14 protein-coding genes are annotated in these 19,633 nt (G+C 56.6%); 12 read left to right on the top strand and 2 right to left on the bottom strand.

Features of this window, described 5'->3' with window-relative positions; translation table 11 throughout:
• Window positions 1–122 precede the first annotated feature (122 nt).
• The 8 genes from AB7G19_RS03915 (at window position 123) to AB7G19_RS03880 (ending at window position 9,297) form a co-directional block, all read left to right on the top strand.
• The gene (locus tag AB7G19_RS03915; RefSeq protein ID WP_354125728.1) at window positions 123–1,475 is read left to right on the top strand and encodes a tyrosine-type recombinase/integrase; all 1,353 of its coding nucleotides are present in this window, start codon (window positions 123–125) and stop codon (window positions 1,473–1,475) included.
• Window positions 1,472–2,140: a hypothetical protein gene (locus AB7G19_RS03910; protein ID WP_354125729.1), complete on the top strand. Its 669-nt coding sequence runs from the start codon at window positions 1,472–1,474 to the stop codon at window positions 2,138–2,140. Before AB7G19_RS03915 ends, AB7G19_RS03910 begins: the two co-directional genes overlap by 4 nt.
• Window positions 2,141–2,240: 100 nt before the next feature.
• Window positions 2,241–2,573: a hypothetical protein gene (locus AB7G19_RS03905; protein ID WP_354125730.1), complete on the top strand. Its 333-nt coding sequence runs from the start codon at window positions 2,241–2,243 to the stop codon at window positions 2,571–2,573.
• Window positions 2,574–2,579: 6 nt separating this feature from the next.
• Entirely contained in the window at window positions 2,580–2,912 is a 333-nt protein-coding gene (locus AB7G19_RS03900; RefSeq protein WP_354125731.1) for a hypothetical protein, read from the top strand.
• Window positions 2,909–5,242: a DNA primase family protein gene (locus AB7G19_RS03895; protein WP_354125732.1), complete on the top strand. Its 2,334-nt coding sequence runs from the start codon at window positions 2,909–2,911 to the stop codon at window positions 5,240–5,242. Before AB7G19_RS03900 ends, AB7G19_RS03895 begins: the two co-directional genes overlap by 4 nt.
• A 1,421-nt stretch (window positions 5,243–6,663) precedes the next feature.
• Window positions 6,664–7,185, top strand: coding sequence for a Cache 3/Cache 2 fusion domain-containing protein (locus AB7G19_RS03890; protein WP_354125733.1), 522 nt, complete (start codon window positions 6,664–6,666; stop codon window positions 7,183–7,185).
• Between the two features lie 611 nt (window positions 7,186–7,796).
• Entirely contained in the window at window positions 7,797–8,330 is a 534-nt protein-coding gene (locus tag AB7G19_RS03885; protein ID WP_354125734.1) for a hypothetical protein, read from the top strand.
• Window positions 8,331–9,096: 766 nt separating this feature from the next.
• Window positions 9,097–9,297 carry a hypothetical protein gene (locus AB7G19_RS03880; protein ID WP_354125735.1) on the top strand — a complete coding sequence of 67 codons (201 nt, stop codon included), beginning with the start codon at window positions 9,097–9,099 and terminating at the stop codon, window positions 9,295–9,297.
• A 273-nt stretch (window positions 9,298–9,570) separates the two neighbouring features.
• On the opposite strand, the gene opgC is transcribed toward AB7G19_RS03880, so the two are convergent.
• Window positions 9,571–10,956: an OpgC domain-containing protein gene (opgC, locus tag AB7G19_RS03875; protein ID WP_354125737.1), complete on the bottom strand. Its 1,386-nt coding sequence runs from the start codon at window positions 10,954–10,956 to the stop codon at window positions 9,571–9,573.
• A 541-nt stretch (window positions 10,957–11,497) separates the two neighbouring features.
• Between opgC and AB7G19_RS03870 the strand changes: the two genes are divergently transcribed.
• The gene (locus AB7G19_RS03870; RefSeq protein WP_354125738.1) at window positions 11,498–12,160 is read left to right on the top strand and encodes a response regulator transcription factor; all 663 of its coding nucleotides are present in this window, start codon (window positions 11,498–11,500) and stop codon (window positions 12,158–12,160) included.
• Here the strand turns inward: AB7G19_RS03870 and AB7G19_RS03865 are convergent.
• The gene (locus AB7G19_RS03865; RefSeq protein ID WP_354125739.1) at window positions 12,155–14,272 is read right to left on the bottom strand and encodes an MASE1 domain-containing protein; all 2,118 of its coding nucleotides are present in this window, start codon (window positions 14,270–14,272) and stop codon (window positions 12,155–12,157) included. The two genes, AB7G19_RS03870 and AB7G19_RS03865, sit on opposite strands and share 6 nt — an antisense overlap.
• A 69-nt stretch (window positions 14,273–14,341) precedes the next feature.
• Here AB7G19_RS03865 and AB7G19_RS03860 point away from each other — a divergent pair, with 69 nt between their 5' ends.
• The 3 genes from AB7G19_RS03860 to AB7G19_RS03850 all read left to right on the top strand — a co-directional run bounded on the left by AB7G19_RS03860 (window position 14,342) and on the right by AB7G19_RS03850 (window position 19,493).
• Window positions 14,342–14,494 carry a hypothetical protein gene (locus tag AB7G19_RS03860; RefSeq protein ID WP_354125740.1) on the top strand — a complete coding sequence of 51 codons (153 nt, stop codon included), beginning with the start codon at window positions 14,342–14,344 and terminating at the stop codon, window positions 14,492–14,494.
• A gap of 921 nt (window positions 14,495–15,415) precedes the next feature.
• Entirely contained in the window at window positions 15,416–16,216 is an 801-nt protein-coding gene (locus AB7G19_RS03855) for a hypothetical protein (protein ID WP_354125741.1), read from the top strand.
• Window positions 16,209–19,493 (top strand): DEAD/DEAH box helicase, encoded by a 3,285-nt coding sequence (locus tag AB7G19_RS03850; protein ID WP_354125742.1) that lies wholly within the window; start codon window positions 16,209–16,211, stop codon window positions 19,491–19,493. Before AB7G19_RS03855 ends, AB7G19_RS03850 begins: the two co-directional genes overlap by 8 nt.
• The last annotated feature ends 140 nt before the right edge of the window (window positions 19,494–19,633 follow it).

Genomic DNA, 19,633 nt, shown 5'->3' with positions numbered 1-19,633 from the left:
ATTGCCATCAAAAATGAGCTGCATTTCCCTTGTTTTGAGGCGTTTGTCAGCTTACGTTATGTACGCCGGGTAACACCACATAACAGGCTACTGTTGTTACCCATTTGTTACCCGAGAGGTTAATGGCTAAGTCCCTAACGGCTGCCGCAGTGAAGCGATATCGCGCCGATAAAAAGCGTCGAGAAATTCCCGACGGAGGTTGTCCAGGACTGCACCTAATAGTTCAGCCCACCGGCGCAAAATCCTGGGCGTTGCGTTACCGAAGACCTGATAACCGTACGGCGAAGCTGCTGCTGGGCTCTGTGTTCGAGCGAGAGGGCAAAGAGCCCGATACGCCACCGGTAATTGGCGGTCATTTGACGCTCGCTGCCGCGCACCGGTTGGTCGCAGAGTTGCGCCATCAAATAGCTCAAGGGCGTGACCCGGGTGCGACGCATATGGCCGAACGGGAGCGCAACCGCTCTCGGACCGTCGACCATGCGCAGAATACATTTGCTACTGCAGCTAGGGAATTCGTCGAACAATATGCCAGCAAGAAGACGCGTCGTTGGCAAGAGCAGGCACGGCTGCTCGGAATCCGACCCGTCGAGCTAGCTCTTATCCCAAAAGGTCTTGCGGACCGATGGTGTAAAAGGCCGATCGTTGAGATCGACGGCCATGATATCCACTCGATAGTAGAAGAGACGCGGCGCAGCGGCGCACCCGGTCTAGCGCGGCGCAGCGACGGTCTGACCGAAGCACGCGCTCGCGCAATGCTAAGCTGCCTGTCCCGAATGTTCGCGTGGCTCGTGCAGCATCGCCGACTAACTCAGAACCCCTGCGCCGGCGTCCACCGTCCGGACGCGCCGAAAGCGCGCGATCGGGTTTTAACCGATGGAGAAATTCTTAAGTTCTGGAAGGCGGCTGATGCCGAGCGTGCGGAGTTCGGTGCACTCCTCAAGCTATTGCTTCTGACAGGTTGCAGGCTCAACGAAGTTGCACGAATGAGTCCCACGGAGTTGAGTGACGACGGCAAAGTTTGGAATATTCCCAGCGCGCGCACCAAAAATGGTCGGCCTCATTCGGTGCCGCTGCCTCAGCTTGCACAGGAAATTCTTGCCAAGATTAAAGATCATGTGGAGCAGAGCACATTTGTTTTTACGACGACGGCGGGTGCATCGCCTGTTAGCGGCTGGTCTAAGATCAAAGGCCGTCTAGATTCCAGAATGAAAATTCCACATTGGCGATTGCATGATCTCCGCCGTACCGCGGCAACCGGCATGGCCGAGATCGGCGTCGCGCCGCATGTCGTTGAGGCAGTGTTAAACCACATTAGCGGAGCAAAGGGAGGCGTGGCCGGAACATACAATCGCGCAGCCTATGCACCTGAGAAACGCATCGCGTTGGAGCACTGGGCGGCGCACATCGCAGGCCTGGTCGCCGAGCGGGAGAGCAACATCGTAAACTTAGGAAGAGAGAAGAAAGAGCGGCCATGACGGAGCGCTTTGTAAAAACGGACGGTTTGTCTTTGGCGGATGTGGTTCGGTTGATGGACAATCAAGTTGAGTGTGACCGCCTAGACGCAATGTTTGAAGCTGAGAACTACGACATCTTCCCCGACGGGTACTGCAAGTCCCGCACTGCGGTGCAAAAGCTACCGTTAATGGAGCAGCGGGGTTCGGCACGTTCCTTTTGGAGCGAGGTGGTAAGTGCCCGGGGGACAGTGGAAGAGATTGCAGTGCAGCTCGCCGCTCTCAAGTTGCCGTCGCATGTTCTGAACAAGCTATTGCTCGACATGGTTGTCGATCTGCTTCCGATCGATGAGGAGTTGCCGAAAACGTTTGTCGATCTCCTCCGGGGTCAGCTGGGGTTGCCGCAGGACCACGCCTGGGGCAGTTGGCCGATAACAGCGGGGATGCGTGACGACCGAGGCAAGCCCGCGCACGAGCTGCGCAACATGGCGTCTCTTATTGACTGCAAATACCTTTTAGCCCGGCTCACGCACCCCGATCCGACCACAAGGGCCAGGGCTGAACCCATGCCGCTCAACATGTTGCAGCGGGAGGTGGCGACGCAGTCCGGAGGACGTGCGCCGGCCACGAAGAGTTTGCGCGAATGGCGTCAGAACTACGATTATTGGAATTTGTCTTCGCCGCGCTGAGCAAACTGACCGCAGCCGGGGCAAAACAATCATTTGCCCTCAGCTTTTGTGGTACCATTGGTGTGGGCATTGTGTTGGCGCGTTAACTACGGAGCCAAACATGCGCAGTCCGAACCCCATCACAGCCGCAGCATTTTCTAAGCATCTTGAGAAGAACACGCCCGCTCACGGAAGTGCCCATATCACCGCAGCAATGAACTCATCCGCGAGCTACGTGGGCGAGCGCCAGCCTGACCAATGGGTGCCCGACCCCATCGTTGCCAAGGAATTCCACACTACTCTAATGGGCCTTTATCGCTGGACCCATGACGAGAAGCTCGGCTTTCCTCAACCGATCAAGATCCGCAACCGAAATTTTCGTAGCCGCAGGGCCATCGAAGAGTTTAAGGCCAACCTTGTGCGGGCCGCCATAACGAAGCGCGGGGTCGCGTAGACAGCCATGATACGCCGCAAACGCAACGACCCCGCTGCGAACGGGGTCGAGGGCAATGCTGCAGTCAACAAGAATGCTGCAACTATAGCCCAAAACCCGCGCGCTGCCAACAGCCCCAGAATAACTAACATTCGACGAGCTTCGTACGGCAACGTCGAATGGTTGGTGTCAATCGCGGGCGTCTGCACCGATACGCCCATTCGGGATCGGAAACTGCGCCGCTACCGGAGGTTCTGCGCCTCCATCAAGCACAGGTTTGGTGTCGTCTTCGATCCGATGCCGCAAGCTGAGTGGTTGGTGATCATTGAGGCCATTACAAGCAACGGTGCATCGTCGTGAACGCCTATGTCGGCTCTCAGAGCTTTCCTGTCACGATCTTCGCCGACCAGTACGCGAAGAAAAAGGAAGTACGCCAGTGGTCGCTCGCCGAGATGCGCAGCGAAGTTCTCAAGACAACAGCCGCGACAAAGAAGGAATTGCCGTGGATAAAAATGGCGGAATTCGGCGCCAATGTCATGCCAAGGAGCGGCTCGCTTCGGCACGACGCCAATGTATTGAGCGTTGCGGGTTGCGAGCTCGACTACGATGATGGGCTCATCTCGATCGAGGAGGCTGCCGAAAAGCTACAGGAACTTAAGGTTGGCGCGCTCGTCTACACCTCACCATCAAACACGAAGACCAAATTTAAGTGGCGAATAATGGCGCCATTCTCGAGTGCACTGCCGCCGGCTCAGCGGAAGCGGCTCGCTATCCGTCTCAACAGTGCATTTGGCAACATCTTTGATCGCGCATCGTTTGCTCTGTCACAATCGTTTTATTACGGCATGGCGGAGGATAATGGCGCGGCAGATCACAAGGCAATCGTCGTCGATGGTCACTTCGTCGATCTGTGCGACCATCTTGCCAGCTTCGATCAGTTACAACTCGCTCCTCCGCCAGCACCATCTGTCAGCGAACCAGTATCTGAAGCTGATCCCGCGAAACAGATCGGTTATGAATTTCACCTCTCTCGAATTGGTGACGGGGAGAAATCCAAATACGACGGCTTTAACAATCCTCTCACTCGAGCGACTGGTGCGTATGCTAGGCAAAATGGCGCCGAACTAGACCGAGAGTTATTCAAGGAAACGCTAAGAAGAACAATCAGGGAAGCACCAAAGAAGGACGAGCGACAAAACCATGAGATCGAGAGGTATCTGAGCGATTCTTATCTCGACAACCTGATATCTACTGCGATTGCCAAGTATGCCTTGAAGGGCATACTCGTCAGTGACAAGGACCACTGGGCACGCGCCAGCAAGATGCGCCAAATGCAGCGGCCAAACCTGCTTCATTATCGGGACGATTATTTCGACTGGGAGGGCGGTGCCTATCGCCACGTCGAGGATCTCGTAATCAATGCTGAAACCTGGAGGTTTTTGAACGGGGCCGTGACCGTGCGCAAGCTAGGTAAGCAGCGGTCTCAGGTCCCGTTCAAGCCCAACCGTGCCAGTGTCGGCGAAACGCAAGCGGCCCTCAAAGCCATCGCGATCCTAGATCCCGCTATTGTCGCGCCGGCATGGATCGATGATCGAAAGGATCTGCCCGCGGAGGACATCATAGCATTCCCTAATGGCCTCCTTGATGTCCGGGACAACAAGTTTCACCCGCTTGATCCGGCGTTCTTCACGATGGCATCGCTGGGATTCGACTACGTCGCCAACGCAGCCGAGCCTAAGAATTGGATCTCGTTTCTCAACCAAATCTACCAGGGTGAAGATGCCGCAGAGGAGATCGCGCTGGTTCAGGAGATCTTTGGATATCTACTTACCGGCGACATATCGCAGGAAAAAGCGTTCTTCTTCCTTGGGCCGAAGCGCTCCGGCAAAGGTACAATGATCAGGATGATGCAGCATTTGCTCGCACGAAGCTCGGTGGCAGGACCTACCCTTAAGTCTCTCGACACTACATTCGGACTTGCCCCCCTCATCGACAAGCAGCTCGCTATTATAGACGATCTGCGCATTGTCTCCGGAAAGGAGCAGGGATCCATGGTTGAGAATATCCTGAAGATAACAGGCAGGGGATTATTCACCATCGATCGCAAGTTCAAAACATCTTGGACCGGCATACTTCCGGTAAAGTTGATATTCGTCTCAAACCTGATGCCAAAATTCGGCGATGAATCCGGCGCGCTTGCTAGCCGCATAATCACCAGCACGACGCAGCAATCATTTTTTGGCAGAGAAGACCCGCGCTTATTCAGAGATAAGCTTCTTCCAGAGTTGCTCGGCATATTCCACTGGGCGCTTGTCGGTCTGCGACGGTTGCGCGAGCGCGGTCACTTCAAAGAGACCGATGGCAGCAAGGAAGCTCGCGAGCAGCTGGCACACCTGGGTTCGCCCGTGATGGGCTTCATCGCAGACGAATGCCAATTGCACCCGGACAAGAGCGTGCACAAGAAAGACCTATTTTCGGCATGGCGCGAATACGAGAGGGCCACCAACACTCCGTCCATTACATACGACAACTTCTTCAATGCTCTATATGCGGCGGCAGGTGGCAAAGTTCACGCCGGCAAGCGCCGGAACGACGGGAAGCAAATCCCGTGCGTGTGGGGCATCGGTCTTAAGATGGCCGAACCAGCCGCTCGATCCCAGCCCGACCTACTGGCAGAAAAGCACCTATGATTGTTACCCCAGGGGGCGTGCTGGGGGATGCAGGGCGTGCTGGCCGTGCCGCCCGTGCCGCCCGGGGGCTTAATTCAGGCACATAGTGCGGCGCGTGGTCCCCCTTGCACTCGCCACGTGCAACAAAGGCTTTTTGGGCGGCACGGGTGGCACGGGCGGCACACTACCCCCCTGCTCTGGGTCATGGCGCCCAATTTGCGCCAAAAGCCCGCATGGGCGAAACACCGGAGCCCACCCAGCGCGCCGGCCCACACTGGCCTGAAGCACCACCACCAAGCCCCGTACCGCGCGCAACGCGTCCTGAGGGCCACCCTTGGACCGCGCGCCTGCCCACGGTTAGTGAAACCGCTGCCCTATTGCCCATACAGCCGAAAAATGGCGTGCCAGTTTCAGGTAAAAGCCCCTTCGGCGGGCGGTGGGTACACCAGGGGTACACAGGGCGATCACCAGGCGGGTAAATGCCCCTTCCGGCCTTATTGCTAAAATAGCGGCCATTTAGCGGCCCTCCTTGCTCAGCCGCATGCGTGTGCAGTACTGTACTTTTTAACGTTGAAACCTTTTGAATAGAGAATGTCGATGTCTAGCTCCTCGCCATTCGCGAGAACAACGTCATTCAAGAAGGGCACGCCCAAGCCCAAGAACAGCGGCCGGACGAGGGGCGCCCGCAACAAGACGACTCTCGCCTTGAGAGAGGCGGCACTATTCGCGGCCGAGGCATGCGGTCAAGACGGCAGGGGCACGAACGGCCTGGTTGGGTTCTTAACCTCACTAGCGCAGCACCAGCCAGCCGTGTTTGGCAGGCTGCTTGAGAAGATTCTGCCGATGCAAACAAGCTGCGAGCAGACGACAACGGGCCGGCTCACCGCGGCGGAAGCCGCCACGCGCCTCCGAGAGCGGGGCCTGCCAGTGCCCTCGTCGCTAGTCGAGACCGGCACATCGCGCTGAGCCAACCAGAGATGCAGGCCGTTGCTTCGGGCGACCCATCGGCGCTTTCGACTTAAATCCCTACCGTTGTTGTGGGGACCTTCTAGCTAGTAGCGGCAGGCCGCTCATGGTTCAGGAGCGGAATAGTTCGGCTCGCCGCCGCATGTCCGAGAAGGCACATTCGCGTTGATTTGCCCGAGTGTTCTCGATGTCCGCTCTTGCCCCGACGGCCGACGTGCCGGACACGATGGCGATCTTCGCCTTCGGGCCAAAGGCGGTCATTCACTCCCCACGAACGCGCGCCACGCAGCAACAGCAGCATGAACCAGACAGCGTGACGTATCAGGGTGAAAAATCCTCCGCGCGGCCCCTTTCGCTTCGATCGGCCACATTGACAAGTACGCGAGGAGAGAGTGCACCCTTATCCCGCATCACTGCATAGGCTCCTCGTCCGGATTGTGCCTTCACATCGGGCTGCTGGGGCAATGGAGATTATGATGAAACCAAATATGCTCCCGCTGTTATTTGCTGCCTTCACTGCCGCCTTCTTGATTCAATTCCCCGGAAGACTGGTCGCGGGACCTACTGAGGATGTGCAGACTGCGATGCAACTTCTCAAGTCGAAGGCCGCGACGCTGGGTGTAGCCAGTATCAACGGGAAGGAGGAAGTTGCTGGCAACAGTTTGCCCAGCTTAACTTTTGGATCGACCAAGATGAATAACAATTTCACACTGGTTGACCAGGTCCAGAAGGAAGCCGGTGGGACGGCGACAATCTTTGTCAAGAACGGTGACGAGTTCGTCCGCGTAACAACGAACGTTAAGAAGGATGACGGGTCGCGCGCGATCGGCACGGTTCTTGACCCAAAAGGTAAAGCCATCGCGGCTATTGCGAAGGGTGAAGGCTATCTCGGAGAGGCCGACATCTTGGGTAAGCCTTACGTGACTGATTATGAACCAATCCGCGATGCGAACAGCAACATCATCGGCCTCTATTACGTCGGCTATTTGAAAAACTAACGAGTGAAAAGGGATTTGAGCTGCTTGTGCCCTTGGGTACGTCCGTTGCGCACCATAACGAAACGCGGTTCGAAATCGTAAGTCACGAGATGAGTGAGGGCTCTTAGAGTCCCTCACTCACGAGATGAGTGAGGGCTCTTAGAGTCCCTCACTCTCAAGCCACAACCTCTGCACAGACATGAGGATCACTTGGCGCAAAAGTGCCAATTACCGCTGAGACTTTCCTCCCGGCGCGGCCCGTTAGGCGACGAAGCCTGTAGCCCATAATCGAGCTGCAATGCTTTCTACTGTGATGTGGGCGACCCACATTCGCCGATAAGGTGGCGTAACACCGGCAGAATTTTCACACCACCTCGACCGGCAGTCACTAATCATTAGGTCTTGGACCGGAAACAGAGTAGCGTCCTCGTAGCGGTCAAGCGGATTGCTTGCCTGACAGACTGCCAAAACGGCGACGCGCCGAAGTCCCCGCCTCCATCTCAATGGCAGCCCAGTGCCGTCGGTAGGCAAACTTTTTCCAAAATTACTGTTCCAAGCACGTAAATGCAGGCACGCGCGCAGTCTGCTGACCGCGTCGCGCGCCGTAGGCTACCTGTTAAAGGAGGAACAATATGAAAATGAGCAATGTAGTTCCCCGCTCATTATCTTTGGCAAAGAACACTTATGTCGCGGCGACCATATGGGTAGCTCCTTCTGCTCTCATTAAATCGGCGCATCTCTTTGAAAGGATCGGACTCGCTACGGTTGGAGGCTCGTGCGGCCTGTACGTGGCCGCAGCATTGATGCGCCTGGAAAACGAACTGTTTGGAAGCGGCTGGTTCATCTTGTTGATGATGCTCTACGGAGCCTTCAGCTTCTATATCGGCATCGATCTGCCTGGCCGTCCTGTTCAGGGAGCGACTTCAAGACTCCCGGAAGAGCGGAACCGCGGCACCGATGCGGCTCAGATCTTCAGTGCGGCAGGCACATTCGTTGCCGCGATTGCGGCGTTTCTGTCTGTCAGCATGATTGTCGTTGATCAGGTCGTTTCTCAAGGTTCGATCATTGTGATCGCATGCTGTTGGGCGATTGGTTCTTCGCTTCAAATTGCGGCCGGCTCGATCGCTCGCAACGGCGTGCTCGACGATGACGATGGCGGCGCGTAACTGCGGTCATCTGGTCAAAATTGCTCACCTTCAAATTAGTCGACTGCGAAATTCAACTTAGGCCACTAAACGTCCGTTGGGGGGCAATCGCGTCGGTTTGCCGCTGAGCAGGTGACTTCCGGTCTGACCGGATAAGCGGGCATCGTCAGATCGGACCGGCATGTCTCGAACCGGGCCAACAGGGGAAACAGCGCGGCTTGACCGTTCACTGAACAAGCACGTCCTGATGCGTCCGGCGCGGCCAGGCCTGGAATGCCTCAGCGACAAGATTAGCGGAAAAGCCGCCGCCGGGTTGAGAGCGGCGACGGCTTCTTCTTTACGCGCTCAGACGGCCGCGACTAGCCGCCGCGTCGCATGAAGGAAACGGTTAGCGGGCGCTGCGACGCCATCAATTGGATGACGCTCCTGTTTGCGCAATTCATCGACTAGACGTTCGAGGTAGGGCGGCAGAGGCGAGGCTTCGAGAGATAAGTTCTGTTGCAATCTGTCACCCACCTCGTCACAGATCGACCGGGCAGTCTTATGGTCGATGTGGTCCGATATTCGATTGGTCGGTTCCATATCGCGACCTTTCGATTAGGCCCCACGTTTAGCTTAAGTGACGGGGAAGCGAAAATGTTTCGTGCATCTTCAAAGAATGCCGATGGGTCCATTTAATGGAACAAAGACACTGTGCGTCAGACCGATTGCCATCGTCACCGCTGATACCAGCAACCTGCCGGCTGATCACCGCGTTGGATCAAGGTGAAGCCCGAGGTGGCCGGCCATGCACCGCGCCAAAGATGCGTTCGCAAATCGGTGCGGCCACGTATGGAATCGTTGGTTTCAGGAATTCCTGACCAGGATGGCATATCATCCGCCGAAGTTTCCAACCGAGCGCAAGACCGAGCTGCTGTTGGAGTCGGCCGAGCGTATCGCCAGCCCGACTCAAATTAGCTCGCAGAGGGTGTCCGCTGATTTCAGCTGACATTCGCAGCATGATGTTCGTTGTTGTCGTGTACTAGGTCCGCTTGCGCACGCCATTGGAAGCGGTCTCGTGTGCAGCCACCGGGGTGCAGGTCGTGAGTACGAGCGCAAACTGGCTGCACTGCCAGCCAGCGCCGAGCGCGGCGCCGGTGGGTGACGTCAAGTTGACCGACAGTAATGCCGCAACGCAGGCAAACATCACGGCACCGCTCTCTTGTGGGTCCTTGGGTGGGAAATCATGGCCTTGGCTCCTGTAAAAAGGCCCCCTTGTGATCTAATTCACATCCTGACCCACATTTTTCGCTGGTAGCCCCAAGGCGTGCGCGATTGCTGGCACTGGATCAGCGCCGCAGCCGGACTCGCGCACTGGAGCAAACAGCATCTTTATTCGATCACCTCGTCGGCACGAGGCGAGCAGCGTGGGCGGAATGTCAACGCCGAGCGCTTTGGCTGTCTTGAGATTGATGGCCAGCTCAAACTTGGTTGGCTGCTCGACGGGCAAGTCGGCGGACTTCGCGTGCGGCTGCTGCCTGGGTTTGGTGTTGATCAAGTTCAGCAGCGTCGCCGCCGCGACCATCGCCAGGACGCCACCGACACTGAGCGCGATCTGCATCATCAGCCCGTCCGAGATGTCGAGTAGCGCCAGGTGGCTGGCCAGCGTCAGCAGAACGCCGAGGCAGTAGATTGGCAGCGAATTCTGGCCACAGAGAATGGCGCCACGCATCACCGCCGTGGTCAGCCCTCGCCAATTGCGAGGCACGAACCATGCCGCCAAAACCGCAAGGGCCAAAAAATGCAGCAGTCGCAATGGAGCGAGATTCGATTTGTCCATCGGGTGAAACAGCGTCAGCAGCGCCTGCGGAACCAGCGTTTCCAGCGGCTTGATGCTCCAGCTCAATGCGATGATGAGGCTGAACATCAGATAGAGAACGGCAGGCACAAGCGCGGTGCGTGAGGTCACCCACGGCCGGAATCTCTTGCCCTCGATGATCCACCACGCGCCAAGCACAAGCGGCAGTTGCCAGGCTAGCGGATTGAAGAACCAGTGGCTGTTCGGCCACGCCGGGATGGTCCAGCCGAAGACGTGCACCAGTGTGTAAAGCAACAGCGACGCGCCGAGGGTTGCGTTCGGCGCTCGCAGCAGTAGCCACAGCAGCGGCGCGAACAGAAGGTGATAAAGCACGAAGAGCGGCAAGATGTCGGTGTTGACCGGGCGGTATTGCAGGATCGCCGCGTGCGCGAGCGTCACGCCCGGCTGATCCAACAGAATGCGCGTATTGCTCCTGTCGGCAAGAGGGCCGCCGCCTGCGAGGTGAACCACGACGGCGCAGGCGAGCGTAAGCAGCAGAAATGCGACATAAATATCCCAGCTTCGCCGCAGCGTCCGGCCGATCACGCCGGTCCAGCCCCCGCTCTGCCGTGCCTTGCCGTAGGACAGCGCGCAGGTCAAACCCGAAAGAAACATGAATACTTCCGCGGCATCGCTGAAGCCGTAGTTGCGCAGCGTCAACCAGCTCCCGACGTTGTTGGGGACATGGTTGAGAAAGATGCACCAGAGCGCGATGCCGCGGCAGGCATCAATGCGCAGATCGCGGCCGTAGCCTTTCAGCTCCGGCAGCGGGCCTGCCAATGGCTTCGGGGGGGCAGTTCGATCAAGCATCTGGTTCCCCGTCCGGCGTCCAAGTACGTTTCAAGAGGACCGAATCTGACGAAAAACATCAGCCACGCCGAACCCGGCGCGAATTATAGCGATGCCTGGTAGAACCTCCTGGCGCGGAAGATGTTGGTTGATGATTATCGTTCAACGGTACAGCGCGTAAATCCGCCGGAGGTCCTCACAGAGGGGTTCCTAGGTCCTATGATCAAGGTACCGTACAGTGCCGCATCTATTTGACGTCCGTCAGACACATCACGGACCTTCACCATTGCCGATAGGTGAGGGAGATTCTGAGTCCCGCGACTCTCGGGGTCGCACTCGCCTTTTTGGTGTCTTACTGCGAGCTGATTACAATTACAGCACACAACGGCATTCGACTTCTATCTTGAGTGCCTAACCGTGAACCGCTGGTTGGGCCTAGGATGAAGAATGGACGCTTTTGGGGCCAGTCTTCCCGCCAGCCACTTCCTCGCCAAACACCCGCCGGTGGGTGTATGATTTCTTCATTCGGATCTCCGTGCAATGGGATGACGGAGAGCTTTTCATGAAAGTTCTTATTGTCGACGATCATGCATTAATACGCGAGGCGTTGCACGCTGTCCTGAAGCAACTGAAGCGAGAAGCTGTCGTACTTGAAGCTTCGAACAGCCACCAGGCAATGCACGTGGTCGAGGAAAATCCCGACATCGGCCTCATTCTGCTTGATATCAATTTGCCCGATAGAGATGGCTTCTCTGTCCTCCGCGAACTGCGAGACCGCTATCCGACCATTGCTATCATCATTCTCACGTCCTCGAGTGATCAAGATTCGGTCAAGCGCGCTTTCAAACTTGGTGCTTTGGGGTTCATCCCGAAAACGACCGAACGAGAGGTCATGCTCAATGCCATTGAGTTGGTGTTCTCCGGCGGTATCTACATTCCCTCGGAAATCCTGGAGGAGACGGCGCCTCCGCGGCCTACAAATAAACCAACGACGCGCGATTCTCTTAAGGGGCTCGGATTGACCGATCGGCAGATTGAAGTGCTTGCACTTCTGATGAAGGGAAAAAGCAACAAGGTCATAGCCCATATCCTCAACATGGCAGTGCCGACAGTGAAAAACCACATCACGGTCGTTCTCAAGGCGCTCAGCGCAACAAGCCGCACCGAGGCAGTCATAAAAGTAGGAAAAATGGGCTGGGAATCTTCTTCGAAATCGGAGTCATAAGGCCGGCCGGGTATCTCTCCTGTCGTCGTGATCCATAAAGAGTTCGTGCATGACAGCGCGGAGCCGCATTGGGTCGACAGGCTTGTGCAGCAAAATGTATCCTCTATCCTTGGCCTCACGTGCTGGTTCAGGTGCCGTATCGCCGCTGATGAGAATAGCTGGAATGGATGAACCAAACGCCGCATTGATCTGTTCAATGGCTCGGATCCCGGTCTTTCCGCTCGCAAGGTGATAATCCGAGATGATGAGATCGGGGCGTTGTTGGCGCTCAGCAAACCGGATAAGTGCCGCTTCGTCGGATCCGGTGGTAAGGACGGTGTATCCCCACCTGCCAAGCAATCCGCCGGTTCCTTCCTGCACAATTGGAGCATCGGAAATAATAAGAACGACCTTGCCTTCGACCGCAAAGGCCGCGGGGTGAGGCGGATCGACAGGCTCGGTGGACGTGACGCATTCATCGGCCATCGGAACCGTGATCGCGAATCGCGAACCTCGGCCCACAGTCGAAGCCAAGTCGATCTGATGGTTGAGAAGCAGGCGAAGCCTGTCGACGATAGCCAAGCCGAGCCCCATGCTGCCGTAACGGCTCCGGTCTCGGGCAGCAAGTTGAAAAAACTCGCCAAAGATATTTTGCTTCTGATCCTCAGGAATGCCGGGACCACTATCCCATACTTCGATGCGCAACATTTCACCGCGCCGACGGCAGCCGACAATGATCCCGCCCCGCAGTGTATAGCGCACGGCATTGGATACCAAATTGAGCAGTATGCGTTCGAGCAGCATGGCGTCGCTCCGCACCCAGGCGTCACTTCGCCTGACGCGTAGACTCAAGCCCGTTTCTCGCGTTGCCTGACCAAACGTCGTCTCAATTTTTTGCAACAGGCGCGCGATCGGGAATTCAGTAATTGTGGGTGTAAGGATCCCGGCGTCGAGCTTGGACATATCCAGGAGCGAATTGAGCATTTCGTCCATTTCTTTGCGCGTTGCATCGACCAGCTCGATCGTCCTTGTCCGTTCCCCCGATCTGAGCGGCGTGCGCAACTGGGCAACGAACAAGCCCAGTGCATGTAATGGCTGCCGCAAATCGTGGCTGGCCATGGCAAGGAAACGCGATTTTGCGGCATTGGCGAGCTCAAGTTCATGCGTACGCTCTGCGACCTTCCGTTCGAGTTCGACCTGCGCGTGGCGCAGACTTTCCTCCCCCTTCTTGCGGACCTCGACGTCGGCGCTCAGTAACAAGCTCGGAACCGTAATACTGATCAGGAACATCAACACCAGCAGGAATGAAACGTTGAGATCCGCGGTCGTGAAGGGGCCGCCGCCCGTGAGCGTCCCCCAAATCGTGATGCCGGCAAGCACCAGCGCAACCGTTGCGGTGTCACGCGGACCGCGGCGCAGCGCCGCCCACAACATTGGCAGGATCGCGAGAAAACCCAGTGGATTTCGGCTCGGCGTTTGCTCGATCAGGGGACTGTAAGCAATGAGTCCAACAACCGCCGCTGTTGCGAGGACGCCGACCGTCTCCAAAGATTCATTGCGGTTGAAAGCGTGGTCGCGGCTTGCCCAAAGCACGATAGCAGGGGCAATGACCAGGGCGCCGGTCACATCTCCCAGCCACCATGTGACCCAGGCGTTCGCGAAATTGGTCCGATCGATGTACCCGGCGGCCGCCAGGCTGGTCAGCCCCATGCTCGCGCTGATCGGTGTCGCGATCACAATGCAGATCAGAGCAAACTTCGCGACAGAATTTGGTCTCGAAAACGTATTGCACCCGCTCGACCATCGATTGACCAGATAAGCGCCAACAACGGCTTCAAGAGTATTGCCGGTCGCAATCGCAATTGCGGTGGCAACCGTGCCGGCGGTCGTCGCATTGGCGATCATTGCTGCAATGAAAATTGCGGGCCAAGTCCGATATCCCCACAACAGCACCGCCGCCAGCGCGACGCCCGTCGGTGGCCAAATTGGCGTTGCACTGGGATGAATAGAAGCGAGAGTAAGGCCGCCTTTCGCGAGGACGAAATAGATCACGCCAATTGCGACCAGACCGCCGGCATAGCTAATGCCTCGGCGGAAATTTATCTCCGGCGTTAGTGATCGTATATCGGACATCGTCGACGCCTAGACTAGGCAGTTGCATCGTCCACTGTGACTGACTTTTTGATCTCCTTGAAAAGATCAATGATCGCTACTTTCCCGTTTACCAAGCGGTTGATCGACACCACTACGTCCGACCGCTGCAACAATGCAAAACTCGGCAACCTGCGTACACGCCACGACGTCAAAAAGATGCGTCCGGGTGACGGAGTTGGTCGCATCACCGACTTCGTATGACAGCCATGTAGGATGCTCGCATCGAGCGCAAAAGTTCAACCAGGTCAGGCGAGATATCGATGCCGACCACAATGAGCTAACCCGTATACCCGCTAACACGCCGACCGGGTTGCGGTGTTATAATACCTTGACCCCGGAGGCCTTTCAAGCCGGGCATGGTCGTTGGGTGCCCCTTAGGCGCCCTTTGGCGACTCCATGGGGGCGCCAACCGCCCCCCTGCTTTTGCGCCTGGCCCTGCTCCGAATGCTTGCAACAGCAGCCCGCTGGGTCCGGGGGCAGCGGTTAGCTAAACCGCGGCCTCTAACATGCAAACCCTTGTTATAAATAACCTTTTGAGACGCAATCAAGCCAGGGGGTAACGCCGGGGTAAGGGAAAATACCTCCTTTATCAACGTTAAGTTGATTTATACAATGGGCTCATGAGGTACGAAGCTGCACGGCGGTTTGCGAGCTACCTGCGCGGAATGGGTTTTCGAGTTCGCCTCCGAAAGCACTCGGTAGGTCCGGATAGATCCTTCTACACGGTCGATCGAATTTGACGGCTTACTTCCCACCCTCCCCTATCGAAACGGCGAGTGAAAAGCCCCTACGTTCGGGCGTGGCCCCCGGGCCCGCGTTCGGGTAGATGCGCCGCACGGCCGCCATCCTCAGACCAGCCAGCTTTATGTGTGCCTGGACAAGGTCACACGTTGCGAGCCTGATCGAATCACATTGCGAGCCTGCTCGAGTTCTTTGCGCGCCTGAAACCGCTTCCTCCTCCAGTCCGTGCTTGCGACGGATCGTAAACCATCACAGTTGCAGCAGGAACTTGCAGTTAACCTTTGATCGAGCGTCCAATTGCAACCAACCTTCGAAATCAATGACATTCACAACCGCGGGCGATAAGGTCCCGAAAAGATTCGGTGGAGGTTTCTAAGAAGAATGACGCTCACGCTTTCTCAGGTCGACCATGGCGATTTATGCCACGGTTGGTCTTGGGCGGTTCAAGACGAAGAAAAGCTCGCTCAGCAGGTGGCAAGCGTCGCGCTTGGTCAATTCCGGCACGTTAGTAAGATTTTGGCTGGAGTTGACCCAGACGATCCGCCGGCGACTCGTGATCATGCGGCGGATGCGATAGAGCTTCTCACCGTACCCGACGGCGAAGATCCCTGGCATCGGGACGGTTGGATTTTTCAAACGATTTCTTGGATTGCCGCACACCAGCAAAGCCACGGAGCGGTGACCCGCCCCCCACATATTATCAAAGCCCATAAGGGGTTTGATGGGCTGCAATTACGTTTGACGGAAGACGGCAAGTCCGTCGCCGCCGTAATCATTTTCGAAGATAAAGCCACCGAGAATCCGCGAAAAACCATTCGCGAGGATGTATGGCCAGGAATAATGGCACTGGAATCGGGAAAACGCGTAAATCAGCTTACGCACGATGTCAGCGCCGCTCTTGAAACGCAGAAACGTTTTGACCCCGAGCTCGATATCGACGCTGCGATCAGCAACATTCTTTGGAAGGATGCAAGGCGGTATCGCGTAAGCATCACAGTCGGCGAAACGCACAAGGTCGAACAGGCGCGTAAGCGGCTTTTCAAAGGATTTGACGAGTCCGCACCTGGCGGAGTTGAGCGGCGCCGCGCCGAAACCATACATATCCCGGACCTCCGCCAGTGGATGCAGCAGTTCGCCATTCGCGTGATCGCGCACGTAAACACGACGGTAACCGATGTTTGATCCAATTACGACGGCGCTAATACGAAATGCGCCAGCGTTTGATGGCCTCGACACAGAGGGTTTGCCCAAGAGGCTTACTCATGCATTCGCCGATATTGTCTCAGCCCGCATCCGACTTCGCGCGGCGTCAGAGACCGGCGAACGCGAAGAGCTTGTTGAGACGCTGGATGAGCTACGCAGAGTTGCGGCCGCCCACGAAGCTTACGTCACGCTGCTACCGGAACGCGAAAATCGCGTTGCAGCAGCCTTTGTTGCCGCATCTGCACACCAGGCGTGCATGTTAGGGCGGGCGGTAGATAGAATCGGCAGCCGCGTCGATGTGGCTGCACTCTCCCCGGAGATTTGTTCGAGCCTCTTGTTTTTGGTCGCGGAAGCGCACGCGGATGCGGCTGAAGCTGCAAAACGCATTATGCCAGATGCAGATGGTGCAAACCCTGTGGAAGCCGCTCTACTGCAGGCAATCAAAAATCTTGCGCAAGGCAATTTGATTGCTGTTGTTAGGCCGGAAATGCCGCCTTTATCGGAGCCCGACATCACTGCACGCGCACTTCAGGCTCTACAGCTCTTGCTGCTTCGCGGAGTTCGAAGGCTGGCAGCACAGCTTCGCGCTCGCGTTGATCAGGGCGGCGCGGAAACCTCAGCGTCGATTTTTCTGCGATGTAAATCTCTTTGTTCCGAACGTATCGATGGCATTCTTGATACTGGAGACACGGTTGTCAGCCTCTATCCTGGCCCGTTGCACTTAGCAAATCTGCTCCTAGCGGTGGAACGCGACCTGCTCGAAACCGCGTTAACCCGTACCCCTACGCCGCCTGGAGTGCCCGAGAACGGGTGGTGGCATATTGTCAGACGGATGGCTCGCCACCGTCCGTTTCTATGGCGAAATCATCGCCAGGCGATCGAAAACGGATACCTCGGCGAAGGCATATCGTCCGCCATCAGTTTTCCGACCGGCGGCGGTAAATCGACGTTGGCAGAACTCAAGATCGCGAGCGCTCTTCTTCGCCAAGGAAAAGTTGTTTTCCTAGCTCCCACGCACGCTTTAGTCGGGCAAACCACCCGTTCACTCAAGCGGACATTTCAAAACTTTGATGTTTTGGGCGACATCGATGAGGATTTGACATTTTCCGCAGCGGTCGAGCTTCCAGAAGTCACTGTTACAACGCCAGAACGTTGTCTAATGCTGCTCTCCATCCAGCCTGACGCATTTGCGGATCTCAAGCTTATTGTTTTTGACGAATGTCATCTCCTGCATCCGCGCGAGGAAGATCGCAGTCGACGCGGGCTTGACGCCATGCTGACTCTTTTGAACCTCACGAAGATGGCGCCCGATGCTGACTTGCTCTTGCTCTCAGCCATGATGAAAAACACCGCCGAGATCGCTAGTTGGATCGCGTCTCTTACCGGAAGAGATTGCCTTCCGCTCGATTTAGCATGGAAACCTACGAGGCAGGTTAGAGGATGCGTAGTGTACGCAGCCGACCAAATTGCCACCCTGAATGCCAAATTGACTCAGGCTCGGCGGGCGCATCCAGAACAGGGTTCGACGCCCGCTGCAGTCAAGCGCGAACTGATGGCGCATCCTTTCGGGCTTTTTGGGTTGCTGCAAACATGGAGCACGACAGCCCGTGAAGACTACTCGCTTCTCCCTCTGCTGCCGGATCCTCAGTTGCTATCGACCAGCACGGGAAGACGCTGGTATCTCACGCCAAACGGAAATCATGTAAGCAGCGCTATTGCGGCTGCATCTGCATCGGCAGGCATGAAAACGCTGGTCTTTCTGCAGACAACTGTGTTCTGCGAAAGCTGCGTCAAAGGCTTTCCCGATAGGATCTCGGCGCGCCCTGTTACTTTGACTGAAGAAGAATCTGCTTGGCGAACTTTAGTAGTCGAGGAGATGGGGGGCGCTGAGTACTGTTACCTACAGCTGGATAGCGATGGCTTCTTGAAAACCGGTGCTGCGAGCCATCACTCGCTGTTGTTGAGAGAAGAGCGGGATTTGCACGAATCGCTTTTCAAACGGCGCGATGGCATTGATGTCCTTTTCGCAACCTCAACTCTGGCGCAGGGAATGAATCTGCCTAGTGAAGTTGTAATCATTTCTGGGGACAGTCGGTTTGACCCCGGCGCAGATAAGATGAAAAAGCTTGAGGCACACGAGCTGCTCAACGCGGCTGGCCGCGCGGGTCGAGCCGGCGAAGGTGCCCAAGGGTTTGTGCTCCTTGTTCCCAGCAAGGTTATCGATCTCGACGACGAGGGAAACAAGATCAACGGTCATTGGATGCAGTTACAAGCAATCTTCGAACAGGCAGATCAATGCTTAGTCATCGACGACCCGCTGACCAGCGTTCTCGATCAAATTCAGAACGGCACTACGAAAACTGGTACAGCCGCATATCTCTTGGGCAAGTTACCGGTATCTATTGGCGCGAGTGGCGAAAACGACCCGGCGGCAGTTATGCTTAACCGCTCATTTGCGGTTTTCCGCGCCAAAGCTGCTGGAGACCTGGCCTGGGTCAAAAGCAGGCTGACGACCGCACTCGCAGCCCGAACGAAGACTGATCTACCTGAGGAAGGGAAATGGATCGAGCAAGTGGGGGGCGCCACGGGCTTGTCCGTCGGGATACTGCAAGAAATCCTCGAACTTGCGGATAAAGGCCATTTAGACGGTACATCCCTGGATGTCATCACCGCGCTGCTCGCATGGTTGGCGACGAAACCCATCATTCTGATGGATATGGTCCGACCTGAAAGTCTCGAAGGCCTCTTCGGCGAGAAGTATAAGAAGCTTCCTGACGACAAACAACGATCGGTCCAAGCGTTGGCCGCTATTACGAAGCTACTTCCGCTGTGGATGACGGGTGCTCCACTTTGCACGATTGAAGCAACGCATCTTGAGCGGCCAGACCGCTTAGGCAAATGCGAATACGCACGTCATTTCGCCTCGCGCGTAATCCCTGACCTCGCCTTTCTTGCGGGCCTCCCGGCGCAATTGCTGATGGCGCGTGCAAAAAGCAGCGGGGATACTTCACAACCACTGCCTACAGTCTTGGCGACTTTAGGCGGAGCAGTCAGAGAGGGCTGCGATAGTCCGGAAGCTCTGGCGACAAAGATCAACACCGGAAGAACCGTCTCGCGTGTTGCCGCACGTAAGATCTACGACAACCTCAAAGTCTACGCGCCGCCCGGAACCCCCTACGAAGACTTTGAAATCACGCGCCAAAGAATGCGCGGTGCGGAAGCTATATTAAGTTTCGTGTCTATTACTCCCGAATAGCAGGTACGCCGAATACACGCGCCCCCCCCCCCCCGTCTTGGTGGGTAGCGGCACCCGCGCGCCACTCGCTCTGGGAATAAACTCGGCGTAAGCCGCGACGCGAACTCGGGGGAAACGCTAGGCGCCACGAGGTATGGATC

It is taken from the genome of Bradyrhizobium sp. 215_C5_N1_1 (assembly GCF_052075935.1).
Lineage (GTDB): Bacteria > Pseudomonadota > Alphaproteobacteria > Rhizobiales > Xanthobacteraceae > Bradyrhizobium > Bradyrhizobium barranii.
The sequence above is the reverse complement of the archived record's forward strand: the minus strand, read 5'-3'. Positions and strand labels throughout refer to the sequence as shown.

Bases quoted from the DNA above. Each gene is read 5' to 3' on its own strand.
- AB7G19_RS03915 (WP_354125728.1), top strand. From the start codon at position 123: ATGGCTAAGTCCCTAACGGCTGCCGCAGTGAAGCGATATCGCGCCGAT.
- AB7G19_RS03880 (WP_354125735.1), top strand. From the start codon at position 9,097: ATGCACCGCGCCAAAGATGCGTTCGCAAATCGGTGCGGCCACGTATGG.
- AB7G19_RS03905 (WP_354125730.1), top strand. From the start codon at position 2,241: ATGCGCAGTCCGAACCCCATCACAGCCGCAGCATTTTCTAAGCATCTT.
- AB7G19_RS03860 (WP_354125740.1), top strand. From the start codon at position 14,342: ATGATCGCTACTTTCCCGTTTACCAAGCGGTTGATCGACACCACTACG.
- AB7G19_RS03900 (WP_354125731.1), top strand. From the start codon at position 2,580: ATGATACGCCGCAAACGCAACGACCCCGCTGCGAACGGGGTCGAGGGC.
- AB7G19_RS03870 (WP_354125738.1), top strand. From the start codon at position 11,498: ATGAAAGTTCTTATTGTCGACGATCATGCATTAATACGCGAGGCGTTG.
- AB7G19_RS03855 (WP_354125741.1), top strand. From the start codon at position 15,416: ATGACGCTCACGCTTTCTCAGGTCGACCATGGCGATTTATGCCACGGT.
- AB7G19_RS03890 (WP_354125733.1), top strand. From the start codon at position 6,664: ATGAAACCAAATATGCTCCCGCTGTTATTTGCTGCCTTCACTGCCGCC.
- AB7G19_RS03850 (WP_354125742.1), top strand. From the start codon at position 16,209: ATGTTTGATCCAATTACGACGGCGCTAATACGAAATGCGCCAGCGTTT.
- AB7G19_RS03885 (WP_354125734.1), top strand. From the start codon at position 7,797: ATGAAAATGAGCAATGTAGTTCCCCGCTCATTATCTTTGGCAAAGAAC.
- opgC (WP_354125737.1), bottom strand. From the start codon at position 10,956: ATGCTTGATCGAACTGCCCCCCCGAAGCCATTGGCAGGCCCGCTGCCG.
- AB7G19_RS03865 (WP_354125739.1), bottom strand. From the start codon at position 14,272: ATGTCCGATATACGATCACTAACGCCGGAGATAAATTTCCGCCGAGGC.
- AB7G19_RS03910 (WP_354125729.1), top strand. From the start codon at position 1,472: ATGACGGAGCGCTTTGTAAAAACGGACGGTTTGTCTTTGGCGGATGTG.